The organism is Streptomyces sp. NBC_01549, assembly GCF_026339955.1.
Taxonomy (GTDB): domain Bacteria; phylum Actinomycetota; class Actinomycetes; order Streptomycetales; family Streptomycetaceae; genus Streptomyces.
This window is the reverse complement of sequence record NZ_JAPEPW010000003.1, coordinates 103,013-120,573: the sequence shown is the minus strand read 5'-3', so window position 1 is coordinate 120,573 and position 17,561 is coordinate 103,013. Positions and strand designations below refer to the sequence as shown.

The 17,561-nt window shown below is 68.1% G+C and carries 18 protein-coding genes and 4 pseudogenes; 9 read left to right on the top strand and 13 right to left on the bottom strand.

Annotation, left to right across the window (positions count from 1 at the left end; all coding sequences use genetic code 11):
* The first annotated feature begins 26 nt into the window (after nucleotides 1-26).
* Nucleotides 27-176, top strand: coding sequence for a hypothetical protein (locus OG819_RS46745; protein WP_266655807.1), 150 nt, complete (start codon nucleotides 27-29; stop codon nucleotides 174-176).
* Nucleotides 145-282: a hypothetical protein gene (locus OG819_RS46740; RefSeq protein ID WP_266637528.1), complete on the top strand. Its 138-nt coding sequence runs from the start codon at nucleotides 145-147 to the stop codon at nucleotides 280-282. The genes OG819_RS46745 and OG819_RS46740 overlap by 32 nt, the downstream gene beginning before the upstream one ends.
* Before the next feature lie 168 nt (nucleotides 283-450).
* On the opposite strand, the gene OG819_RS46735 is transcribed toward OG819_RS46740, so the two are convergent.
* Nucleotides 451-1,014 carry a hypothetical protein gene (locus OG819_RS46735; protein ID WP_266637526.1) on the bottom strand — a complete coding sequence of 188 codons (564 nt, stop codon included), beginning with the start codon at nucleotides 1,012-1,014 and terminating at the stop codon, nucleotides 451-453.
* A gap of 9 nt (nucleotides 1,015-1,023) precedes the next feature.
* On the opposite strand from OG819_RS46735, the gene OG819_RS46730 reads away from it, so the two are divergent.
* On the top strand, nucleotides 1,024-1,239 hold the full coding sequence (locus OG819_RS46730; protein WP_266637524.1) for a hypothetical protein: 216 nt from the start codon (nucleotides 1,024-1,026) through the stop codon (nucleotides 1,237-1,239).
* Between the two features lie 884 nt (nucleotides 1,240-2,123).
* Nucleotides 2,124-2,324, top strand: a complete 201-nt coding sequence (locus OG819_RS46725) for a hypothetical protein (RefSeq protein WP_266637522.1) — start codon at nucleotides 2,124-2,126, stop codon at nucleotides 2,322-2,324.
* On the opposite strand, the pseudogene OG819_RS46720 reads toward OG819_RS46725, so the two are convergent.
* A pseudogene (locus OG819_RS46720) lies at nucleotides 2,292-2,867 on the bottom strand (GGDEF domain-containing protein); the annotation flags it as partial. The gene OG819_RS46725 and the pseudogene OG819_RS46720 sit on opposite strands and share 33 nt — an antisense overlap.
* A gap of 93 nt (nucleotides 2,868-2,960) precedes the next feature.
* Here OG819_RS46720 and OG819_RS46715 point away from each other — a divergent pair.
* On the top strand, nucleotides 2,961-3,518 hold the full coding sequence (locus OG819_RS46715) for a hypothetical protein (protein ID WP_266637567.1): 558 nt from the start codon (nucleotides 2,961-2,963) through the stop codon (nucleotides 3,516-3,518).
* Here OG819_RS46715 and OG819_RS46710 read toward each other — a convergent pair.
* The 6 genes and pseudogenes from OG819_RS46710 to OG819_RS46685 form a co-directional block, all read right to left on the bottom strand.
* A complete protein-coding gene (locus OG819_RS46710) occupies nucleotides 3,466-4,338 on the bottom strand; it encodes an IS5 family transposase (protein ID WP_323138223.1) in 873 nt (290 codons plus the stop codon). The genes OG819_RS46715 and OG819_RS46710 overlap by 53 nt on opposite strands.
* Nucleotides 4,339-4,528: 190 nt before the next feature.
* Nucleotides 4,529-5,494, bottom strand: a pseudogene (locus OG819_RS46705) (PAS domain S-box protein); the annotation flags it as partial.
* Between the two features lie 105 nt (nucleotides 5,495-5,599).
* Nucleotides 5,600-6,226: pseudogene (locus OG819_RS46700) on the bottom strand (caspase domain-containing protein); the annotation flags it as partial.
* 23 nt (nucleotides 6,227-6,249) lie between these two features.
* Nucleotides 6,250-6,606 (bottom strand): hypothetical protein, encoded by a 357-nt coding sequence (locus OG819_RS46695; RefSeq protein ID WP_266637520.1) that lies wholly within the window; start codon nucleotides 6,604-6,606, stop codon nucleotides 6,250-6,252.
* 348 nt (nucleotides 6,607-6,954) lie between these two features.
* A complete protein-coding gene (locus tag OG819_RS46690; protein ID WP_266637518.1) occupies nucleotides 6,955-8,016 on the bottom strand; it encodes a hypothetical protein in 1,062 nt (353 codons plus the stop codon).
* A gap of 236 nt (nucleotides 8,017-8,252) precedes the next feature.
* Nucleotides 8,253-8,825 carry a hypothetical protein gene (locus tag OG819_RS46685; RefSeq protein ID WP_266637516.1) on the bottom strand — a complete coding sequence of 191 codons (573 nt, stop codon included), beginning with the start codon at nucleotides 8,823-8,825 and terminating at the stop codon, nucleotides 8,253-8,255.
* Between the two features lie 230 nt (nucleotides 8,826-9,055).
* Here OG819_RS46685 and OG819_RS46680 point away from each other — a divergent pair, with 230 nt between their 5' ends.
* Nucleotides 9,056-9,184 carry a DUF6104 family protein gene (locus OG819_RS46680; RefSeq protein WP_266637514.1) on the top strand — a complete coding sequence of 43 codons (129 nt, stop codon included), beginning with the start codon at nucleotides 9,056-9,058 and terminating at the stop codon, nucleotides 9,182-9,184.
* Nucleotides 9,185-10,521: 1,337 nt separating this feature from the next.
* Here OG819_RS46680 and OG819_RS46675 read toward each other — a convergent pair.
* Entirely contained in the window at nucleotides 10,522-11,697 is a 1,176-nt protein-coding gene (locus tag OG819_RS46675) for an ISAs1 family transposase (protein WP_266569649.1), read from the bottom strand.
* Between the two features lie 356 nt (nucleotides 11,698-12,053).
* Nucleotides 12,054-12,686, bottom strand: a complete 633-nt coding sequence (locus OG819_RS46670; protein ID WP_266637512.1) for a tetratricopeptide repeat protein — start codon at nucleotides 12,684-12,686, stop codon at nucleotides 12,054-12,056.
* Nucleotides 12,687-12,820: 134 nt separating this feature from the next.
* Here OG819_RS46670 and OG819_RS46665 point away from each other — a divergent pair, with 134 nt between their 5' ends.
* On the top strand, nucleotides 12,821-13,648 hold the full coding sequence (locus OG819_RS46665; RefSeq protein WP_266637510.1) for a transposase family protein: 828 nt from the start codon (nucleotides 12,821-12,823) through the stop codon (nucleotides 13,646-13,648).
* 121 nt (nucleotides 13,649-13,769) lie between these two features.
* Here OG819_RS46665 and OG819_RS46660 read toward each other — a convergent pair whose 3' ends face one another.
* Together OG819_RS46660 and OG819_RS46655 are read right to left on the bottom strand one after the other, a co-directional pair.
* Complete coding sequence (locus tag OG819_RS46660; protein WP_266637508.1) at nucleotides 13,770-14,492, bottom strand: hypothetical protein; 723 nt, start codon at nucleotides 14,490-14,492, stop codon at nucleotides 13,770-13,772.
* 259 nt (nucleotides 14,493-14,751) lie between these two features.
* Nucleotides 14,752-15,609: a tetratricopeptide repeat protein gene (locus OG819_RS46655; protein WP_266655805.1), complete on the bottom strand. Its 858-nt coding sequence runs from the start codon at nucleotides 15,607-15,609 to the stop codon at nucleotides 14,752-14,754.
* Nucleotides 15,610-15,665: 56 nt separating this feature from the next.
* On the opposite strand from OG819_RS46655, the gene OG819_RS46650 reads away from it, so the two are divergent.
* Nucleotides 15,666-16,385 carry an IS6 family transposase gene (locus tag OG819_RS46650; RefSeq protein WP_266655803.1) on the top strand — a complete coding sequence of 240 codons (720 nt, stop codon included), beginning with the start codon at nucleotides 15,666-15,668 and terminating at the stop codon, nucleotides 16,383-16,385.
* A 131-nt stretch (nucleotides 16,386-16,516) separates the two neighbouring features.
* Nucleotides 16,517-16,684: a hypothetical protein gene (locus tag OG819_RS46645; RefSeq protein ID WP_266655801.1), complete on the top strand. Its 168-nt coding sequence runs from the start codon at nucleotides 16,517-16,519 to the stop codon at nucleotides 16,682-16,684.
* A 150-nt stretch (nucleotides 16,685-16,834) separates the two neighbouring features.
* On the opposite strand, the pseudogene OG819_RS46640 reads toward OG819_RS46645, so the two are convergent.
* Nucleotides 16,835-17,033: pseudogene (locus tag OG819_RS46640) on the bottom strand (transposase); the annotation flags it as partial.
* Nucleotides 17,034-17,561 lie beyond the last annotated feature (528 nt).

Sequence of the window (17,561 nt, the reverse complement as noted above, 5' to 3'; positions counted from 1 at the left end):
CGACGCCTGCGCCCGCGGTCGGGCTGTTGGTTCAGATGGCCAGCGCGGGCGCCTTCGCCGACGCCGCCATCGACGCGGCCGTGTGGCTGTCCCTGGCGCGGGCGAGCGCCGAGCAAACCCCGGTCCCGACCGACGCCGACGTGGTTGCCGAGCACGCAGCCAGCCACCCGGGATAACGAGGAGCGGTACCTCATCCGCTCGGCCAGCCGGGACGACGACCCCGCCGCGGTGCGCGCCCTCCTGAAGCCGGTCGACTTCCTCGACGCGGCCATGCCTGAGTAGATCGTCGACCGGATGCGCACCGACTGGCGGCTGCCGGCCCAGTTCGGTTGCGGTGTGCCACAGCACGGTTCTGTGGCCGTCAATGTTTGCGTTTGATCGACATGCATGCTGCGAAGGTGGCATATCGGGGCGCGACGGCTCTTGGTGCGTTCGGGGCACATTATTCGGTTACTTCGCGTTGCCTTGCTGTATTCGGGATACTTCTACGGCCCACTGGGCGAGTGCTTCCAGGCGTCCTCCCGGGACCGGCTGTCCGAGAGCTGCCGCCACTCTTGGGTAGGCGGGGTGCATGTCGTGGTCCGCGCCGGTGACGAGCGCGGACAGCAGTCCGGCGCGTGTGTCTCGCGTGCTGCGGCCGCGGTCTACCTGGATCAGGACCGCTGTCTGGTCGGTGCGGGCCAGGGGCGGCAGCCCTGCCGGGAGTTGGCTGCGGACCTGCGACCAGGTGAGAGTCCTTCTCTGGGACGCTGCCTTCTGCAGAATGGTCCTGACCGCGGCGGCCAGGCGCTCCAGGTCTGAGTCGCCTGCCCCGGCTCGCCTCTTCGGAGGGCTTCCCGCGGCGTCGGTGCGCCGAGCTGCGGGGGCTGTGGCCGGTCCGGGCCCAGCAGGCTGCCGGGCCCTTCGGGTCCACTTGTCGATGGCCGCACGCTCGGATGGTCCGATCTTGTCGCCCGCGGCCGCGGCTGCTTTGGACAACGTGACGGTGACGGACCGCAGGTCGGAACGACTCATGGTGTTCCTTTGACGGCGGAGCTGGCCGAGGAGCGCCCGGACTTCGCCGGCGGCTGTCTCGCGGGCCTTGGCTGCCTGCTTCCGGCCTGGCCGCGTCCGGGCGCGTTTCCGGACCGGCGCCGGGCGCACGGAGGCGGCCTGACTGGGGCGGTCGTGGTCGCGGAGGAAGCCGCGTGCGGCCGAGAGCACCTGCTGCTCGGCCGGGCTGGCACCGCGCCGGGGTGAGCGCGGAGGCCTGCTGAAGAGCGAGGCGGACGTCCCAGGCACGTTTCTGAGTGACGGCCTGGGCAAGCTCGGCGAAGATGCGGCGTTGGTAGTCCTCGTGCGCGGCCAGCCAGGTACGTGCCTGATCGAGCGCCTGCTCGGCCTCTTCGCGCGCTGATGCTTCCAGGTGTGCGAGGAAGGAGGTGCTGCCTGCGCACAGCCGGCGGACGTGCTCGACCGATCCGGTGCGCTGGGCTGCCTCGAGCCCGCGGATCAGGGTGGCGACACTGTCGGGCACTGGATGGGAGCGGGCCGGCGAGCTGGCGGCTGTACCGGGCGACTCGGTCCCAGCAACGGGCCGTTCGCGCAGGATCTGTGCTGCGGCCGGGGTGAGGAGGCCGTCCGAAGTCCAGGTGCAGTCGCTCAGCGGCACCCAGTCGGTCGTGTGACCGAGGCTCTGGGTGCCGATCCAGACCCGGCGGCCGGTCCCGTCGCTCTCGCACCGGACCCGGTGGATATACGGGCAGCCCGGCCAGCACGCCCGGTTCGAGCACAACTCCCGGCCCCAGCACGACGGCTCGCCCGCCCGTCCAGTTGGGCGGCACCGCGCTGTCCATGTGTACCCGCAGGGAGGTGCCGTCCTCCAGGTCGACATCGACGAGCGACCCGATCGGTGGCGGGAAGGCGAAACGAGCCGCCCGGCCGTACTCCAGCAGCGACTGCGACATCGCCGACTTCACATACAGGTGGTCCGCGCTGGCTTCACCGACGGCGGGGCGGCGGCAGACATGCGGCACCCCACTCGGTAGAGGGACGTGCGAGAAATGGCACTGCCGGTCGAGATACCGCTTGGTCGTCAACTCGCTGCCGCAGCCTCCCAAGAGCAGCCCGCACCAGTATGTGTCGTGCTCGTGGACGTGGCGGAACTGGTCGAGCTCGATCGCTTCCTGGGGCAGAACGACTGGCACGTCCGAGTGCTCATCGCCGAGGACGGCGGTCTGTACCAGCCTTGTATCCCGCACCATCTCGGCCTCCTCGTGTCGAACCCCCACCATCCGGCTCGCCTCAGCGGATCATCCCGTGCGCCGATGCTGTCGGGGACGTGACCGTTTCTCGACGTACATCTGTTCGTCGGCGGATTTCAAGACCTCGTCCGCGGTCATTCCGCAGCGTGCCCATCCGATGCCGAAGCTGGCGCCGACGCGGACGGCGCGGCCGTCGACGCGGATGGGCGGGATGATCGCGTTCCGCAGTCGTACGGCGAGGTCAGCCGTATCGGCCCGGGTGAGCCCGTCAGCGAGCACAGCGAACTCGTTGCCGCCGACGCGGCCGACAACGCCCCCGTCTGGGATCCTGTTGGTGAGTCGTTGCGCTACTTCGACGAGCACCATGTCGCCTGTGTGGTGTCCGAAGCGGTCGTTGATCGATTTGAAGCCGTCGAGGTCGCATACGAGGACAGCGAGGCCTTTGGCGCCGTCACCAGCATCGTCAGCGGGCGGCTCGAGGTGTATGTGGGAGAGGGTGCCGTCCTCATGCGGGGCTGCATCAGCTGGCCGGTGAGCGTCGATGCACAACCGGGAGTTGAGGCGGGTACGCAGCTCAGTGACGTTGGGCAGACTGGTGAGCGGGTCGTGACTGACCTGAGAAGCCGTATCTCAACCGAACGTGATCGGTTGATTCTTGCTGGTCAAGCATGGTTTCGCTCGGAGTGAGGGAGGGATGCGGCGTCTTGTGTCCGCTTCATGACCGAGGGGTGCGCGGTGGCGTCGGTGCTGGGAATGCTGGAGGAGCGGGAGACGGCTGCCCGTGTGCGGGTGGAGGGGCTGCGGGAGGAAGTCGCGCGGCTGGCTGAGGTGTTGGAGGCTGCGGAGATCGAGCTGGACCGGCGGGTGATCGCGCGGGAGGAACTGGTCGAGGCGTTGGCCGCCTCTGCGGGCGAGACAACTGCCGTGAGCGAACCCCTGACCGAGGCCGAGCAGGCGACAGCGCCCTCGCCAGCACCGATGCCGGGCTCGACGGTGCCGCCGTGGCGGGACGGGCTGCCGGTGTCGGCGCTGACGTCGGACTACCAGCGGATTCTTGGTGTGGTGGAGGAGCGGGCCCCGGCGGGCCAAGGACCGCTCAAGGCCAAGGAGATCGCGGTGGGGCTGGGCCTTCGGACGACGCCGGCGAAGGTCGAGGGGGTGCGCTCGAAGGCCAGGCGCCTGGCGGAGCGAGGGTGGCTCCTGCAGGAGACGTCGGGAATGTTCAGCGCCGGTCGGCGGCCCGTGGCCGTGCCAGACGCCGGCCCATCCGCGTGACCATCGACCACCGGATCATCGCCTCGCTGGTAGCGGGCAGGGTCTCGTAATCCCGGGCGAGACGGCGGGAGCTGAGCAACCATGCGAACGTGCGCTCGACCACCCACCGTCTCGGCAGCACCACGAACCCCTCCACGTCATCGGTGCGCTTGACGATCTCCAAGGCCAGGGCGAGTTTCTGACGACACCAGCCGACCAGGCCGCCGGTGTAGCCGCCGTCGGCCCAGACGAGCGTGATGTCGCGGTGCAGTCGGTGCAGCCGCTGCAGCAGGCCCGCCGCGGCGTCCCGGTCGCCGATGTTCGCGGCGGTGACCGCGACGACCAGCAGGAGGCCCAGCGTGTCGGTCACGATGTGCCTTTTGCGGCCGTTGATCTTCTTCCCGCCGTCGAAGCCCCGCGAGACCGTGGGCACCGACGCGGCCCCCTTGACCGACTGCGCGTCGATGATCCCCGCTGAGGGTTCCGCCTCGCGGCCCTCGCGCTCGCGGACCTTCCCGCGCAGTCGGTCGTGGAACTCCGAGATCAGTCCGTGCTCGCGCCAGCGGCGGAAGAAGGCGTAGACCCGGCCCCAGGCGGGGAAGTCCGCGGGCATCGCCCGCCAGGAGATCCCGCCCGCGACCAGGTAACGGATCGCGTCCATCAGCTGGCGGTGGCAGTAGCCCTCGGGCTGCCCGCCCCGGCCCTGAAGCCAGGCCGGCACCGGCAACAAAGACCGGATGGCCGCCCACTCCGCGTCGCTCATGTCCGACGGGTACCGGCGCACCCGGTCAGGATGGTCGGCCGCGTTGCCGTACACGTGCGCGAGACAATCGCACGACATGGCGGACGAGTTGAACTCGGTGGGCTCGGGCGCGTACAACAACGACAACAGGGCCTCCTGGAACCGCTCGGATGGGGTCGCACCCCCGAGCTACCAAGAGGCCCTGCCTTCATGCGCGCGCAGTAGGAAGATCACCCGGCCGAGACGCCTGTTCGATCTGCACGTTCCAAGATCGGTTGAGATACGGCTTCTGATGCATCAGCTGGAGTTCACGGTGTTTGCGCTCTTCGATGTCCTCAATGTGCGTGAGAATGAAGCGGGGGCCGTCGGGGGCGTCGGCGACTACGGAGTTGCGCAGGGAGACCCAGACGTAGGTGCCGTCGCGGCGGCCGAGTCTGAGTTCGGCACGCCCGCCTTCCGCTGACGTGCGGAGCAAGATGCCCATGTCTTCGGGGTGCACGAGGTCAGAGAAAGCGAGACGGCGCAGGCCAGAGGCAGAGCGGCCGAGCAGGCGGCACAGGGCGTCGTTGGTGCGCAGGATGCGGCCGTGCTGCTCGCCGCCCAACTCGGCGATGGCAAAGCCCGACGGGGCGTACTCGAAGGCTTGGCGGAAGGACTCCTCGCTGGCCCGCAGGATCTCCTGTTCCCGCTCCAGGCGGACCAGGGCGCGCTGCATGGTGGCGCGCATTCGGGCGCTGCCGACGGCGATAGCGGCGTGGAATGCGTAGGACTGCAGGGCCTCGCGCTGGTCCGGGCTGGGCGGGCGATGGTTGCGCGGGCGGGCTACGGACAGGACGCCGATGAGCTCGCCGCCGCTGCCGCCAGAGGTTCCGGGGGTGTACATGGGGGCGTAGAGGCGGTCGGAGGGGTGCCAGCCCTCCTTGAAGCGGCGCGCGGGCCCGTCCTCCTTGTTGTGCCACTCCGGTACGTCGTCGTCGAGGATCCAGCCCTCAGTGTGCGGTATGAAGCGTAGGTTGCCCCAGGCCTCGCCCATGTTGAGCCGGCGGTCCCAGGAGGCACGGGAGCTGACGCGGCCGGTGATCAGTGCCTCGGCGGAGTCGCCCGCGCAGGAGGCGAGCACGAGATCGCCGTCCGGGCGTACCAGGTGCATGAACGCCAGTTCGTAACCGAGACCGTTGACGACACCGTCCACAACGGATTGGAGCGTGTCGGCCAACATCCCCGCGACGTGCAGACCGTGGATTGCCTCGTCCAAGTTGTAGGCCTGATCCGGTACGTAGGCAGGGTTCTTGGCGAACGCGGTGCGTCCGATCTGGTTGCGACCCAGGCACTGTGGATCCGGTCGGCCCTGACGTTTGAGGATGGACTGCACCCCCATGAAGACGGTGTCCAGATCCAGGAGTTCCGGAGCGTCGGCTATGCCGTCGCTCAGCACGCCCACCAGAGCTCCGGTGAATGCTGTGTAGGCCTCGCCTGGCGGGGCCAGGGCGAAGGCGTTCTCCGCGGCGGCCGCGAGGACGTATGTTCCCTCGGCCTCGGCCAGTTCCACCAGGCTCGAAGGAGACGACTGCAGCCCCATGGCGCGGGCGCTGAAGCAGCAGTCCAGGATCACGATGCACCGCTGGGCCCTGCTGGCTGCCAGCCCCATGCGTACCCAGTCGTAGGGAAACGCCGTCGAGTGCACGGAACGCTCGTTGCTGTCGGGCAAGGCCAGGTGCAGGCGGCCCTTGCGATCGAGCAGTCCGTGCCCGGCGTAGTACAAGAGCAGAGTGTCTGACGCCGCCTCCGCAGTGCGGAAGATCGCCTCATCCACCTCGCGCACCGAAGTGGGATTCAGCAGCTGCGTGCAGTGGGAGGCGCCCAGCCCCCACACGTCCTCGGCGAAGAGGTCGACGAGGGTCGACAGATTCCGCCCCACCGCTGGCAAGTCCTCCAGACTTTCGAACCGGTCCACCCCGATAAACAAGGCCTGGGACTTCTCGGGCACGGGAAGCCTGCTCACACCCGCCCCTACTGCTGCTCGCCGAGCAACTGTTCCAGCAGACGCTGCGCTTCATGAGGCGATGCCCCAGTGATCGTCACCTTGCTGCCGTTCGTCCGCTCGACGGTGACTGTGGGCTGCTGGGGTCGGGTTGTCCGCCATGTAGCGATCGAGACGCCCAGGGAGGCGGCGCTGATTCCGTTGCCCAGTACCAGCGACACCAGGTCGAGAATCGCCGCTCCTTGCTGGCCAGGGGCCGACGGTGATGACGAAGCCATCTCGATGCGTCCGGCACGGCGAACATTCCGGTCCAGAAGCAACCAGTCGTGCAAGGACCGAGCCTCGTCCTCAGCCAGGCCCCCGGCCACTCGAAGGATCACCTGCACGCCCCCACCTCCACGCCGCATTTGACACCCAAGAAGCCAGCTTAGAGATGGCCTCCGCCGTGATCTGACTCTTTGTGAGAAATCTAGGGAGTGCCCTGTTACATACCGATCGCGGCTGCAAGTTCGTCGTATCGATAGGGTTCGCCCTCGGGTACGAGGCTGCGCACCGGCACGTCGCTGCCAAGTTGTCCCGGCGGATCCCCTCACGGTGCGCCGAGCGGGCCCCCGTGCCGGCTGCTGCGGAGGGCCGTGACGGCCCCCGCGCAGCGGCCGAGAGGGATGCCCCCTTCCGTGCTGGGGGAGGGGGCGCTGCCGTACGGCGGTACCGCCTGCCGTGCGGCCGGGGTTTCAGCCGTCGGTTGAGTGGCGGCGGGTGTGTTGTGTGAGGGCGAGGATCGCGCCGCATGTCATGGAGGTGACGGCGAGGACGACGAGTTGCCAGGCCCGGGTCGGGTCGCTGACTCGGCCGGTGGTGAGCAGGCCGCCGAGGGAGAAGGCGTAGGTGAAGCAGGCTCCTGTTGAGAGGGTTGGCTTACTGGGCCATCGGAAGGACACGATCCTGCTCTCGGTGTCGTGCGTGTCGTCGGTGGTGTTGGGCGTGTGGGTGGCTGGGGTGGGATTCTGGTTGGGCATCGGGAGTTCTCCTGGTAGGGCGGACTTCCTGGTGGGCCTGCCGCTCCCTGTGCGGCCTAGGAACCGGGGGAGCGGCAGGTCGTTCATGGTGGAGCGCGGGGGGTGAGGAGGCGTTCGGCGGGCGACCGCCGCACGCCGGCGGGCTTTCGTGGTGGACTCGCCTTCCTCCGGGATGTTGAACAGGTCGTTGGGCAGGTCGATGTCGTTCTTGTCGAACTCGCCGAGCAGCACCGGGAGTTTGGCGGTGGGCAGCCTTGCGGTGCCCGGTTGGCCGAGCCGGATGTGGCTGTCGAGGCCGGCGGCCGGGGCGCCTCTGGTGCGGGAAGCGATCTGGCTGTTCTGGAGCCGGGCGATGGTGTCGTAGTGGTAGAGGCCGTCGCCCGGGACGGTGCGGCTGGTGACCGGCCAGCGCAGCACCCGACCCAGGCCCAGTTCGTGGGCGATGGCGTGCGGGAGAGTGCTCTTGCCGGTGCCGGGCTTGCCGGTGACCAGCAGCGGGCAGCGGAGGTGGAGGGCGGTGTTGACGATCTCCAGCTCCTCGGCGCAGGGCCGGCGCAGCTCGACCATGTGCCGGTGCGCCCCCAGCTCCTGGGCGAAGGCGCTGTCGGTGGCGGGCTCGACCAGCGGTCCGCCGTTGAAAGGCCGTGGGGGTGGCGTGTCCGGCGGTGCGCTGATGCGGTCGTGGGATTCGCCGGTTCTCCGGCGGATGAGCCTTTCGCTGGGGGCATCTGTACCGGGGGTGTAGTCCGCGTCGGTCCTGGGATTCACTTCTTGCACCTCGGCTCCTTGTTGCTCCCGCGGCTGCGGTAGGTGGGCTGGCTGGCCTCCGACCGTAGAAGGTCGGGCGGGGGGTCGTAAGGCGGGTGGGCGGGAATCGGGCCGCTGCTGGTTCACGGTGTTTCCAGCAGTTCGTCGGCTCCGGGCAGTGGGCGGGTGGGGTCGTCGTAGAGCAGGGCGATGCCCTTGGGCCGGTAGGCCTCGGGTACGTCCCGGACGGTTTCCGCGCGCAGCCGTCATACGGCGTCTTGCACGGGTCGGCGCAGTACACCGCTTCCATGGCCCGGCGCGGGCCGCTCCGGTCCGAAGCGCCAGGCGTCGACGTCCAGTCCGGGCAGCGGGTGGGGCAGCACGACCTGGAGGACGGCGGGCCGTCCGGTTCGTCGCGCTGGCGGAACGCCTCGGCGAGGGGCGCCGCGAGCACCGGGCAGGCCGGCCAGCAGGGTGCGCTCGCCGTCGCCGACGCGCACCACCTCGCGGGTGGGCTGACTCACGGAGACCCGTCGGTCGCAGCGGTTTGGTTCCCAGCCCCGCTGCACGAGTTCGAGTGCGCCGTCCTGGCGGGAGCTCTCGTACAGCGCTCCCAGTCCGTCGCGCCAGCCGCGGGGCGCCTGGTGCGGGATCGTGGTCCGGTCGCTGAGGAGGGATTCGAGGATGTCAAGGAGCCCCCGGGTGCTGACCGTCGGCGGCAGATTGGCGAGCCGGCCGAGTATCTGGATCCGCTCATTCGTACGCCGACGACCGCACCGCTTGCGGGATCGATGGCCGGTCCGCCGGAGACGCCAGGCGGCAGGACGCCGCCGAGCCATTTCTGCTTGCCGGCGGACCAGCTGCCAATGCGCCCTGCGGCCGGCACCGTGCAGGTCCCGTTGAGGCGGGTCAGCGGCCCCGAGTCGCAGATCCGCACCGGGGCTGGCTGGGCGTCCCTGAGCTTCTCCTCTGTGCGCCGAGGCGACACAGTGGCTGCTCGGCGCAGTGCCACTCCATCACGTGTCTGGCGAAGGGGTATTGCTCCTCTGGTCGTGTTCCGGAGCGCCCTTTGGTCACAGACCGCGGCATCGAGGAGCTGGAGGTCACCTTCGAGTGGTTCTCCGCCTGCCGGCCGGAGTTCGTCGATCTGAACACGGAGTTCGAGACGACTGGCGACCGGGCTGGCGCTTTTGGCTGAGGCGCAGCTGTGGCTGTGAGGCGATCCGCCTCCTGGAGGAGGGTTTCCAGGGCCTGTACGTATGTCCCGACCCTTGAGCGGAAGGGATTTCTCGGAGCGTGGTGTGGCTCCGACACGTCGCACGATTTTCACGGAGTGGTACCAACCTTATGGCTCGGACTGATGGGTGTCTCCGAGCTGTGGGGTCCTCGGAGCGTGGCTGGCTCCGAGCGGTGATGTTCGTCGGAGGCAGCAAGGTGTCTCCGAGCGCAGGGGTGTTCGTCGGAGTGGAGTGGCCGGAAGTCTGGCCAGGCGACAATTTAGCGGCGCCTGTTGCCCATGGTGCGCAAAGCAACAACAAGCAGGCGGCGATTTCTGCATCTCGCCTTGGCGATACGTGGCATTGAGGTGAGGTTCGGAAGTCTGGCCAGGCGACAATTTAGCGCCGCCTGTTGCCCATGGTGCGCAAAGCAACAACAAGTAGGGGAGTGAAATTATGCATCTCGCCTTGGCGATAAGTGGCATTGAGGTGAGGTTCGTCGGGTTTCCCCTACCACCTACCACTCGTCGGTGCCGGAATCGGGATCTTGAATGTTGATTGCCACTCAGGCGGTGCGCAGTCAGTCCCTCAGCGTGCCTGCGGGAATGCCGAGGTCGGCAGCGGTGGTTGCCTGGCTGGTGCTGTGTGCGGCGGCCAGCAGGGACGCGCCGGTGGCGTCGGCGGGGAGGCGGCGCACGGAGGGAAGTGCGGGTCGCGTTCCCCGGCGCCATGCCCAACGTGTGCCCCGCGAGCTCCCGCTAACAATCGTTCACTTCGCAGCGGTTTCTCCCACTCGTATCCTGGGAGTGATTCAATCAATATTGCTGGAAGTTGATTCAACTATGGACGGTTAAATCAATGTCAGGGAGGAGGCCCGGGACGGCGGATCACTGTCACGCCCATGTAGGTGGTCGCGGCCCGGTTGTTGATTGCCACTCAGGATGAACACGATGAGGGCTGGTTGTGCCATGGCGGCACACGTCCTGACATGGCAACGGCCCTCCCGTTGTCGTTTGGTCGCGAAGCCGGGAGGGCCGTCTGGGTGCGCCCGGAGGCGCTTTGGTCACGGTAGAGCTGGACGCTGTCGTTGTCGAACGGACTCTGGTGGCAGGCGAGTTGGCCTGCCCGGAGTGCGGTGGGGTCTTGGTCCGGTGGGGGTGGGGGCGGTCGCGTCGGTTACGCGGGGCGGCGGGGGCGGTGGAGGGTGCGTCCGCGCCGTACTCGGTGCGGGTCCTGCTCAGCCACGCACATCCTTCTTCCCGCGTCGTTGCTGGTCAGGCGGGCGGATGTGGTCGAGGTGGTCGGGGCCAGGGCTTGATCAAGTTCCGTTGAGGTCGGGCTTGTAGGTGATGCCCAGGATGGGGAGGGCTCGTTCGGGTTGGTCGCGGATGGCGCGAGTGGTCTTGGCGATGTTGGTCGCTCCGAGGGCTTTGAGGGCTCCGATTGCGAGGTTGCGGAGGGCGGCCATGACGCGGGGTGCGTTTCCGGCGTGGACGGTGGAGGCGTCTTCGGCGAAGGTACGGTCGCGGATGTGGTGCTGGGCTTCCACGATCCAGTGTCCGCGCAGGTGGGAGGCGAGTTCGGCCGGTTTCGCCTGGTGGGCGTCGAGGCTGGTGACCGCGTAGACGGTCTCGCGGGTCTCCTTCCTGCCGGTTGCTTTGCGGCGGCGGTGGACGCGGAGGGCGAGCTTCGCGTGGGGGAAGGCGATGCCGCCGAGGTTGTCGGCGATGGCGAGAGTCTTGACCGAGCGGGACTCGCGACGGCCGTGTCCCTTGTTCGAGGCGGTGTGCTGGATGGCCACCGCATGCCAGTCCAGACCGTCCAGCTGGGCCCAGGCGGTGGGCTGATTGGGCTTGATCACGGCCACGTAATGCGCCTTCTTGGTCTCCACCAGCCAGGCGACATTGGCCTTCACGGAGTGCAGCGCGTCGAAGGTGACCACGTCTGCGTCCAGGTCGAGCGGTGCAAGCAGGGGCTGGAAGTGCCGTGTCTCGTTGGTCTTGGACCCGACCTCGGCCTGGGCGAGGGTGACCGGGCGGCCGTGGGTGACGGCGGACAGCAGGTGGCGGCGGGGCCGGCTCAGACGGGCGGAGCCGCGCAGTGCCTTGCCGTCCACAGCGATCACCCGTCGTCTGCCCGGGGCTGCGGCGGTATGGCGGTGAGCCAGCCAGGCTCCGACGGCCGCATCGAGTGCGTCGGCGTCGAGGCGCTCGAGGACCCTCCCGATCGCCGATCTGGACGGTGCATGCCGCCAGTGCAGCAGGTGACGGCGCACGTCGAGCGCGGCGAGCAGCCCGGCGTCGGCACGGGCGCCCCACTCGGCGAGCTCGTCGATGGTCCGGGCTCCTGAGACCGCGGCGGCCGCGCAGACCAGCAGGATTGAGGCCAACGAGTACCAACGGCCCCGCCGGGAGCGAGGATCGGGCACCGCCTCCAGGAAGAACCGCAGGTCAGCCACGTCGTCCGGGTTGAGCGGACCCAACTTGGCCAACACGGCAGGGATCGGGGAAGATGAGACAGCGGACACGGGAACCCTCTTGATCACTCGGCTTAGACACCTGAATGATCACGGATTCCGTGTCCGCTCTGCCATCCACCCCAACCCGCGGCATCCTCACGCCAGTTGGGCGAACCCGGGAACTTGCGCAAGCCCTGGGTCGGGGCTGGGCTGGGCTGGGCTGGAGCTGGCCGCGGGCGGCTGGGGCATCGGCGGATCGCGGACCGCCTCGGTAGGCCGGTCTCGACCGTCCGCGGCTGGCTGCGGTGCTGGTCGAGGCGGGCGGCCCGGGTCGCGGGAGTCTTCACGTCCTGTTCAGCATCGCCCTGACCAGCATCCATTCGCCAGCTCGGCTATAGCGGCTGTGGGTCGATGTCGCAGCTAATCCGTATGCCTTCCCTGAACTGGACGGTGGCAGGGTGCGGCGTGCCCGAGGCCTTTGGGAGACGCGCCGCGTCCAGAACGCGTGCCATGCGCGTAAGGGTGTCCTCGCGCAGGGCACGCCCCTCCGTCTCAGTGCCCGTGGCCAAGAGATCCATCGCCAGGTTCCCCGCGCACGCCAGCGTGGTTGGGTGGTTCTCGCCGAAGATGGTCCGGCACAGCTCCAGCGTGGCTTCCCCGCGGTGCCGCGCCTCCTCGGCTCGGCCGAGCGCGGCCACGTCGCTGGCGAGGTTGATGGCGCAGGCGAGGGTGAGGGGATGTCTCTCGCCGAGGCTCTCGCTGAGGATGGTGAGCGCCGCCTCGTCCAGGCGGTGCGCTTCCTCGGGCAGGTCGAGCAGCCGTAGTGTGACGGCGAGGTCGATGTCTGCGGACAGGACGTGCGGGTGCCGTCCGTTGTAGACCTGCCGGTAGCGCTCGCAGGCCTTCGACCCGCGGGTTCGGGCGGCCTCCAGGTCACCGTTGTGGCGAAGCGCAAGGGCGAGGGTCAGCTCGGCGGGCGGTATGCGGGGATGGTCCTGCTGGTAGCGGCGGATGAAGTGAGTCATTCCCGGTAAGCGATGGTTGCTCGCTGTGATCGCGAGGCTGGCGCTATGGCCCGTGGCATCCCCAAGTCCGGGCAGGCGTAAGGCCCCGGGTAGGAACGATCTTGCCAAGAAAAGATCCGACTGAGGGGCCTCACGTGTCGACCAGTGTCACCTACACCGCCGTGCTCGATGTGAAGCTGTCCACCGCCGAACACCTGTCCCGACTGCTGCGCGACCACCGGATCGCGGCCAGGACCCGCAAGGGGCGGCGTGCGCTGGGCTGCTTCAAGCAGGCGGTACTCATCTTGCGTTGGTTCCTCGACGGCACCAGGATGGCCCAACTCGCTTGTGACAACGGCCTGTCGACCACCACCGCCTACCGGTACCTGCACGAAGGGCTGACCGTGCTGGCGGCCGGGGCGCCGGACCTCGCGACCGTGCTGGAGCGCGCAAAGACGGCCGGGCTGACGCATCTGAACCTCGACGGCACCGTCATCCGCACCGACCGCGTCGCCGCCCCAGGCCCCAACGGCGCGGACTTGTGGTGGTCCGGGAAACACAAGCATCACGGAGGAAACGTGCAGGTCATCTCCACTCCAGACGGCTGGCCGCTGTGGGTCTCGCCGGTGAGGCCCGGCCGAGAACACGACACCACCTGCGCCCGCCACCATGGCCTGATCGACACCCTGGGCCGCCTCGCCGCCGAACTGGACATGCCCACCCTGGTCGACCTCGGCTACGAGAACGCCGGCGACGGCTTCCGCCACCCCTTCAAGAAGCCGGCAGGCGGCAAGCTGACCGAGGCCCAGCAGACCTATAACAAGGTCATCCGCGGCATCCACGGCATCTGCGAGCGCGCCAACTCCCTCCTCAAGACGACCTTCAAGGCCCTACGCAGGGTCAGCCTGGACCCCAGCCGAATCACGCAGATCGCCGCCGCGGCCCTCGTCCTGCTCCAACTCGAGTACGACCGCACCATCTGAACATCACACAACGTTAGGATCCGTCACTGGGAAGGGCTCAGTGGACGGCGCCGCCCGGCGGGAAACGGAAGGGAGGCCGTCATAGCCTGCGACGCTTCCCCCTGCACTGTCTCATCGCGGGTCACCGCCTCCGCCGCTTCCCCCCGTTATTCGCGGACTCGGCCGCCCGAACGCGCTGCTCCATCGACTTCGCCGCCCGGACGCACAGCAGGCCCACCACGGCGAGGAGAGCTCCTACCACTTCCATAACGGAGGCCGATGACACCGGGGCGTTGAGCAGGACGTAACCGGAGACCAGCAGCACGCCCCCGCCCAGGGCGCCACCGAGTCGTGCCACGGTGCCGCGCGGTGACCAGGGCCGATTAGCGCGGAGGAAGGCACCCATGAGGCACCACATCGCACCGGCGAGGGCGCCGAGCGTGAAGCCGAGATTCTGGGTGGAGTCCATGGACGGGGTGTCCTCCGTCGGCACGCTGAGACCGGCGGCCTCGACCTCGACCACCGATCCGCGCCACCACACCAGGTCGACCGTCTCCCCTGGAAAGGCGTCCTCCAGAAGCGTGCTGTCCTTGCCGAGTTCCACCCGTGCGGTGCCGGCACCTGGCGCGAAGGTCATGGCGTGGGCCGGGACCCGGCCGCCGACGTCATAGGTCTGCGCGACGGTCGCGACGGTCACTCGTGCGCAGTCCGGCGAGTTGGGCGCCAACGTCGGGCACACATGGGCGCGCGCGAAGTCCTTCTCCAAGGAAAGTGCACGGATCGACTCAACACTGGAGAACACCGCGATGCCCAGCAACAGGATGCCGGCCGCGGCCGCGATCCCCCGCTTCGTTCGGGACGTCACGTTCAAGTTCTAACCCCCAGCTTCCGAAAGATGGTAGCCAGCCGTCGACGAACCGGAAGCACCACCGTCTCCCTGGGCATTCCGTCCCGACGGAGGAGTCGTATTGGCGCGGACGCCGGACGGCGGACGCTGTTCCGTACCGATTCCGCGGTGGCACTCACGCCTTTCTGGCCTTACTCCTGCCCGGACTTGGGGATGCCGCGGGCCACATCACCAGCCTCGCGATCACAGCGAGCAACCACCGCTTACCGGGAATGACTCAGTGGGCGTGTGCATCGGTAGCCAGTTCGAGGGAGCGCGCATGGTCGCCAGCCTTGCGGCAGGACTCGCTGAGCTGGCGCAAGGCCTCGATGGTGGCAGGGTGATCGCGGCCGAGCGTGTCTAGGTACGTGACGCAGGCCGACTCGTGCAGCCTGCGCGCACCGGCGTAGTCGCCCATCTCGCGGGTGTCGAGAGCGAGATTGCACTTGGTGATCAGGTACTGCGGATCGTCCTTGTCGAACAGACGGCTTTTCATGTTCAGTGTCCGGCGGTCGAGTTCCAGTGCTCCTAGGAACTCGCCGACCAGCCGCAGGTTCACTGCGACGTTGTCGGCGATGCCGAGTGTGGTGGGGGCGTTCTCGCCGAAGCTCGTGCGGGCCCGCTCGTGAGCGGTCATGTCCAGGCCGGCGCTGGCCGCGAAGTTGCCCTCCGCACGGTGAACGGCGGCCTCCAGCTGGAGTACTCCGAGCGCGGTCTCGCGGGTGTCGTGGGCCGGGAGCCCGCTGATCTCCCTGAGGCGGGTTGCCAGGTTCGACGCGTCGTCAAACCTGCCCGCCGCCCAGTACGTGAATCCCAGCCACTGGCCCATGAGCTGTGTCGGCTGGTCCTCCTCACCGAAGACAAGCCACGTCTCCCAGGCCTGCTCGGAGAACTCCAGTGACAGTTCGTGGTCGCCCCAGTGGTAGAGGTACTCGGCGATGTTCCGCACCAGCTGACGCACCCGGGGCTGGTCGGATGTGACCGCTTCGGTAGCGACGACGTGGCTGTAGAGCTCCGTGTACCGGGGCCAGGCCCTCGGGTCACTCGGCCTGCCGGGGGCGGCGGCCGCCAACAGGAGATGGGCGGGCGCTGTCACGTTGACTGACTGGGTGGGATGATCTTCTGGTTGGTCGTGGTGGAGGGGGATCGTCCGTGGAGAGCGCGTCGCCGTCGTATAGGGGGCACCGTTACCCGGTCGAGGTCATATCCCACTACGTGTGGCTGTACCACCGATTCCCGCTCAGCTTCCGCGAGGTCGAGGAGCTGCTGCTCCAGCGCGGCGTGATCGTCTCCTACGAGACCATCCGCCGCTGGTGCGCCAAGTTCGGCCAGGCCTACGCGAACGGACTGCGCCGCCGTCGGCCACGGCCCGGCGACAAGTGGCACCTGGACGAGGTCTTCATCAAGATCAACGGGGAGCACAAGTACCTGTGGCGGGCCGTCGACCAGGACGGCAACGTGCTCGACATCCTCGTGCAGAACCGGCGGGACAAGGCCGCCGCCAGGCGCTTCTTCCGCCGCCTGATGAAGAAGACCGGCACGATGCCGCGGGTGGTCGTCACCGACAAGCTCCGCTCCTACGGCGCCGCCCACCGCGAGGTCATACCCTCCGTCGAGCACCGCTCACACAAGGGACTGAACAACCGGGCCGAGAACTCCCACCAGCCCACCCGGCAGCGCGAACGCGCGATGAAGGGCTTCCGCAGCATCGGTGGAGCACAGCGGTTCCTGTCCGCGTTCAGCGGCATCTCACCCCACTTCCGACCCCACCGCCACCTGATGACCGCCCCCGACCACCGAGCCGAGATGACCATCCGCTTCGCCATCTGGGACCAGATCACCGACGCTGCCGGCCGACCCACCACGGTCTGACCAAAGGCCCGGAACCCAGCAACACCACACCCTGACACGCCGCCAGATCTCCACACACCCAACAACGTGACAGTGCCCTCGTCTACGACCCGGACACGCTCACCCCGCACCCCGGTAAGGAACTGGAGAGCGTGGAGTACGGCACGGAGCGCGCCCCCTGGACGGTGGCGGCGCGAACGGTCGTCGCGCTGTACGGTGTCACGCCCGTGGACTTGGAGGAAGAGTTCGCCCGGCTCGGAACGGACCGGTTGGAAGAGGAGTTCGCCCGCGTTGCTGGACTCGTGGGCGCCGGGCGGTGAGTGTCCGGTCGCGCCGGCTCATTGGCTGAGGTGAGCCGCCGGGACTCCCTTTGCCACAACGCACTGAGAAGATGATGGGCCTCGGCGTGGGACATCAGGGGATGGCGAGCTGGGCGGCGACCAGCAGATCGTCGGCCTGGAAAGCCGGCCGGTCAGCACCGTCTTGGCGCGGGTGCCGTTGCGGCTGTTGCCGTTGTTCTTCCCGGCCGGATTGTGCTTCTCGTAGCCGACGTGGTCGGTGATCTCGCCCTCCAGGGCGGACTCCAACACCCGCTTCGTCAGCTGCTGCGACAGCCCGCCCTCGCCCGTCAGCTTGCAGGCCCTCGTTCGGGGCCCGGTCGACCAGCATCGCGATCAACTGCTCGTCCGACGTAGCCGGAGCAGAGTCCGAGGCCGGGGCACTCAAGCGCGTCTACATGGCGCTGATGAGCCTGGACCCGACGGGGAAGGGCCGCAAGAGGTGGACCATGCGCTGGAAGGCATCCTGAACGCGTTCCAGATCGCCTTCGAGGGCCGCCTGACGCCGAGCAAAACTGACCACTCAACAACCAAGATCAGCCGTTAAATTGACACACCCACCTGACGCCCGATGAGCAGAGCGCATGGAAGAAGCTGTTCGCTGCTGTCAACAAGGGACTGGCGTAACCACCGGGCCTACGGCCCTGTGCCCATTCGGTGCCCAGTTCCGTGAGCGCGGACTGTCGCTCGGGGTGAGTTTTGCCTTAGTTAAGAGCATCGACCATTAGCGGTCACTGGCCCAAGCGCCGCGCCTCACCGGCTAGTTGGAATCAGGCCAAGGTGATATGCGACACCGTTGACCTAAGTGGCTGTTGTCGTTCCGATCTTGAGGGGTGTTCGTCGAACGGGAGTCTCGATC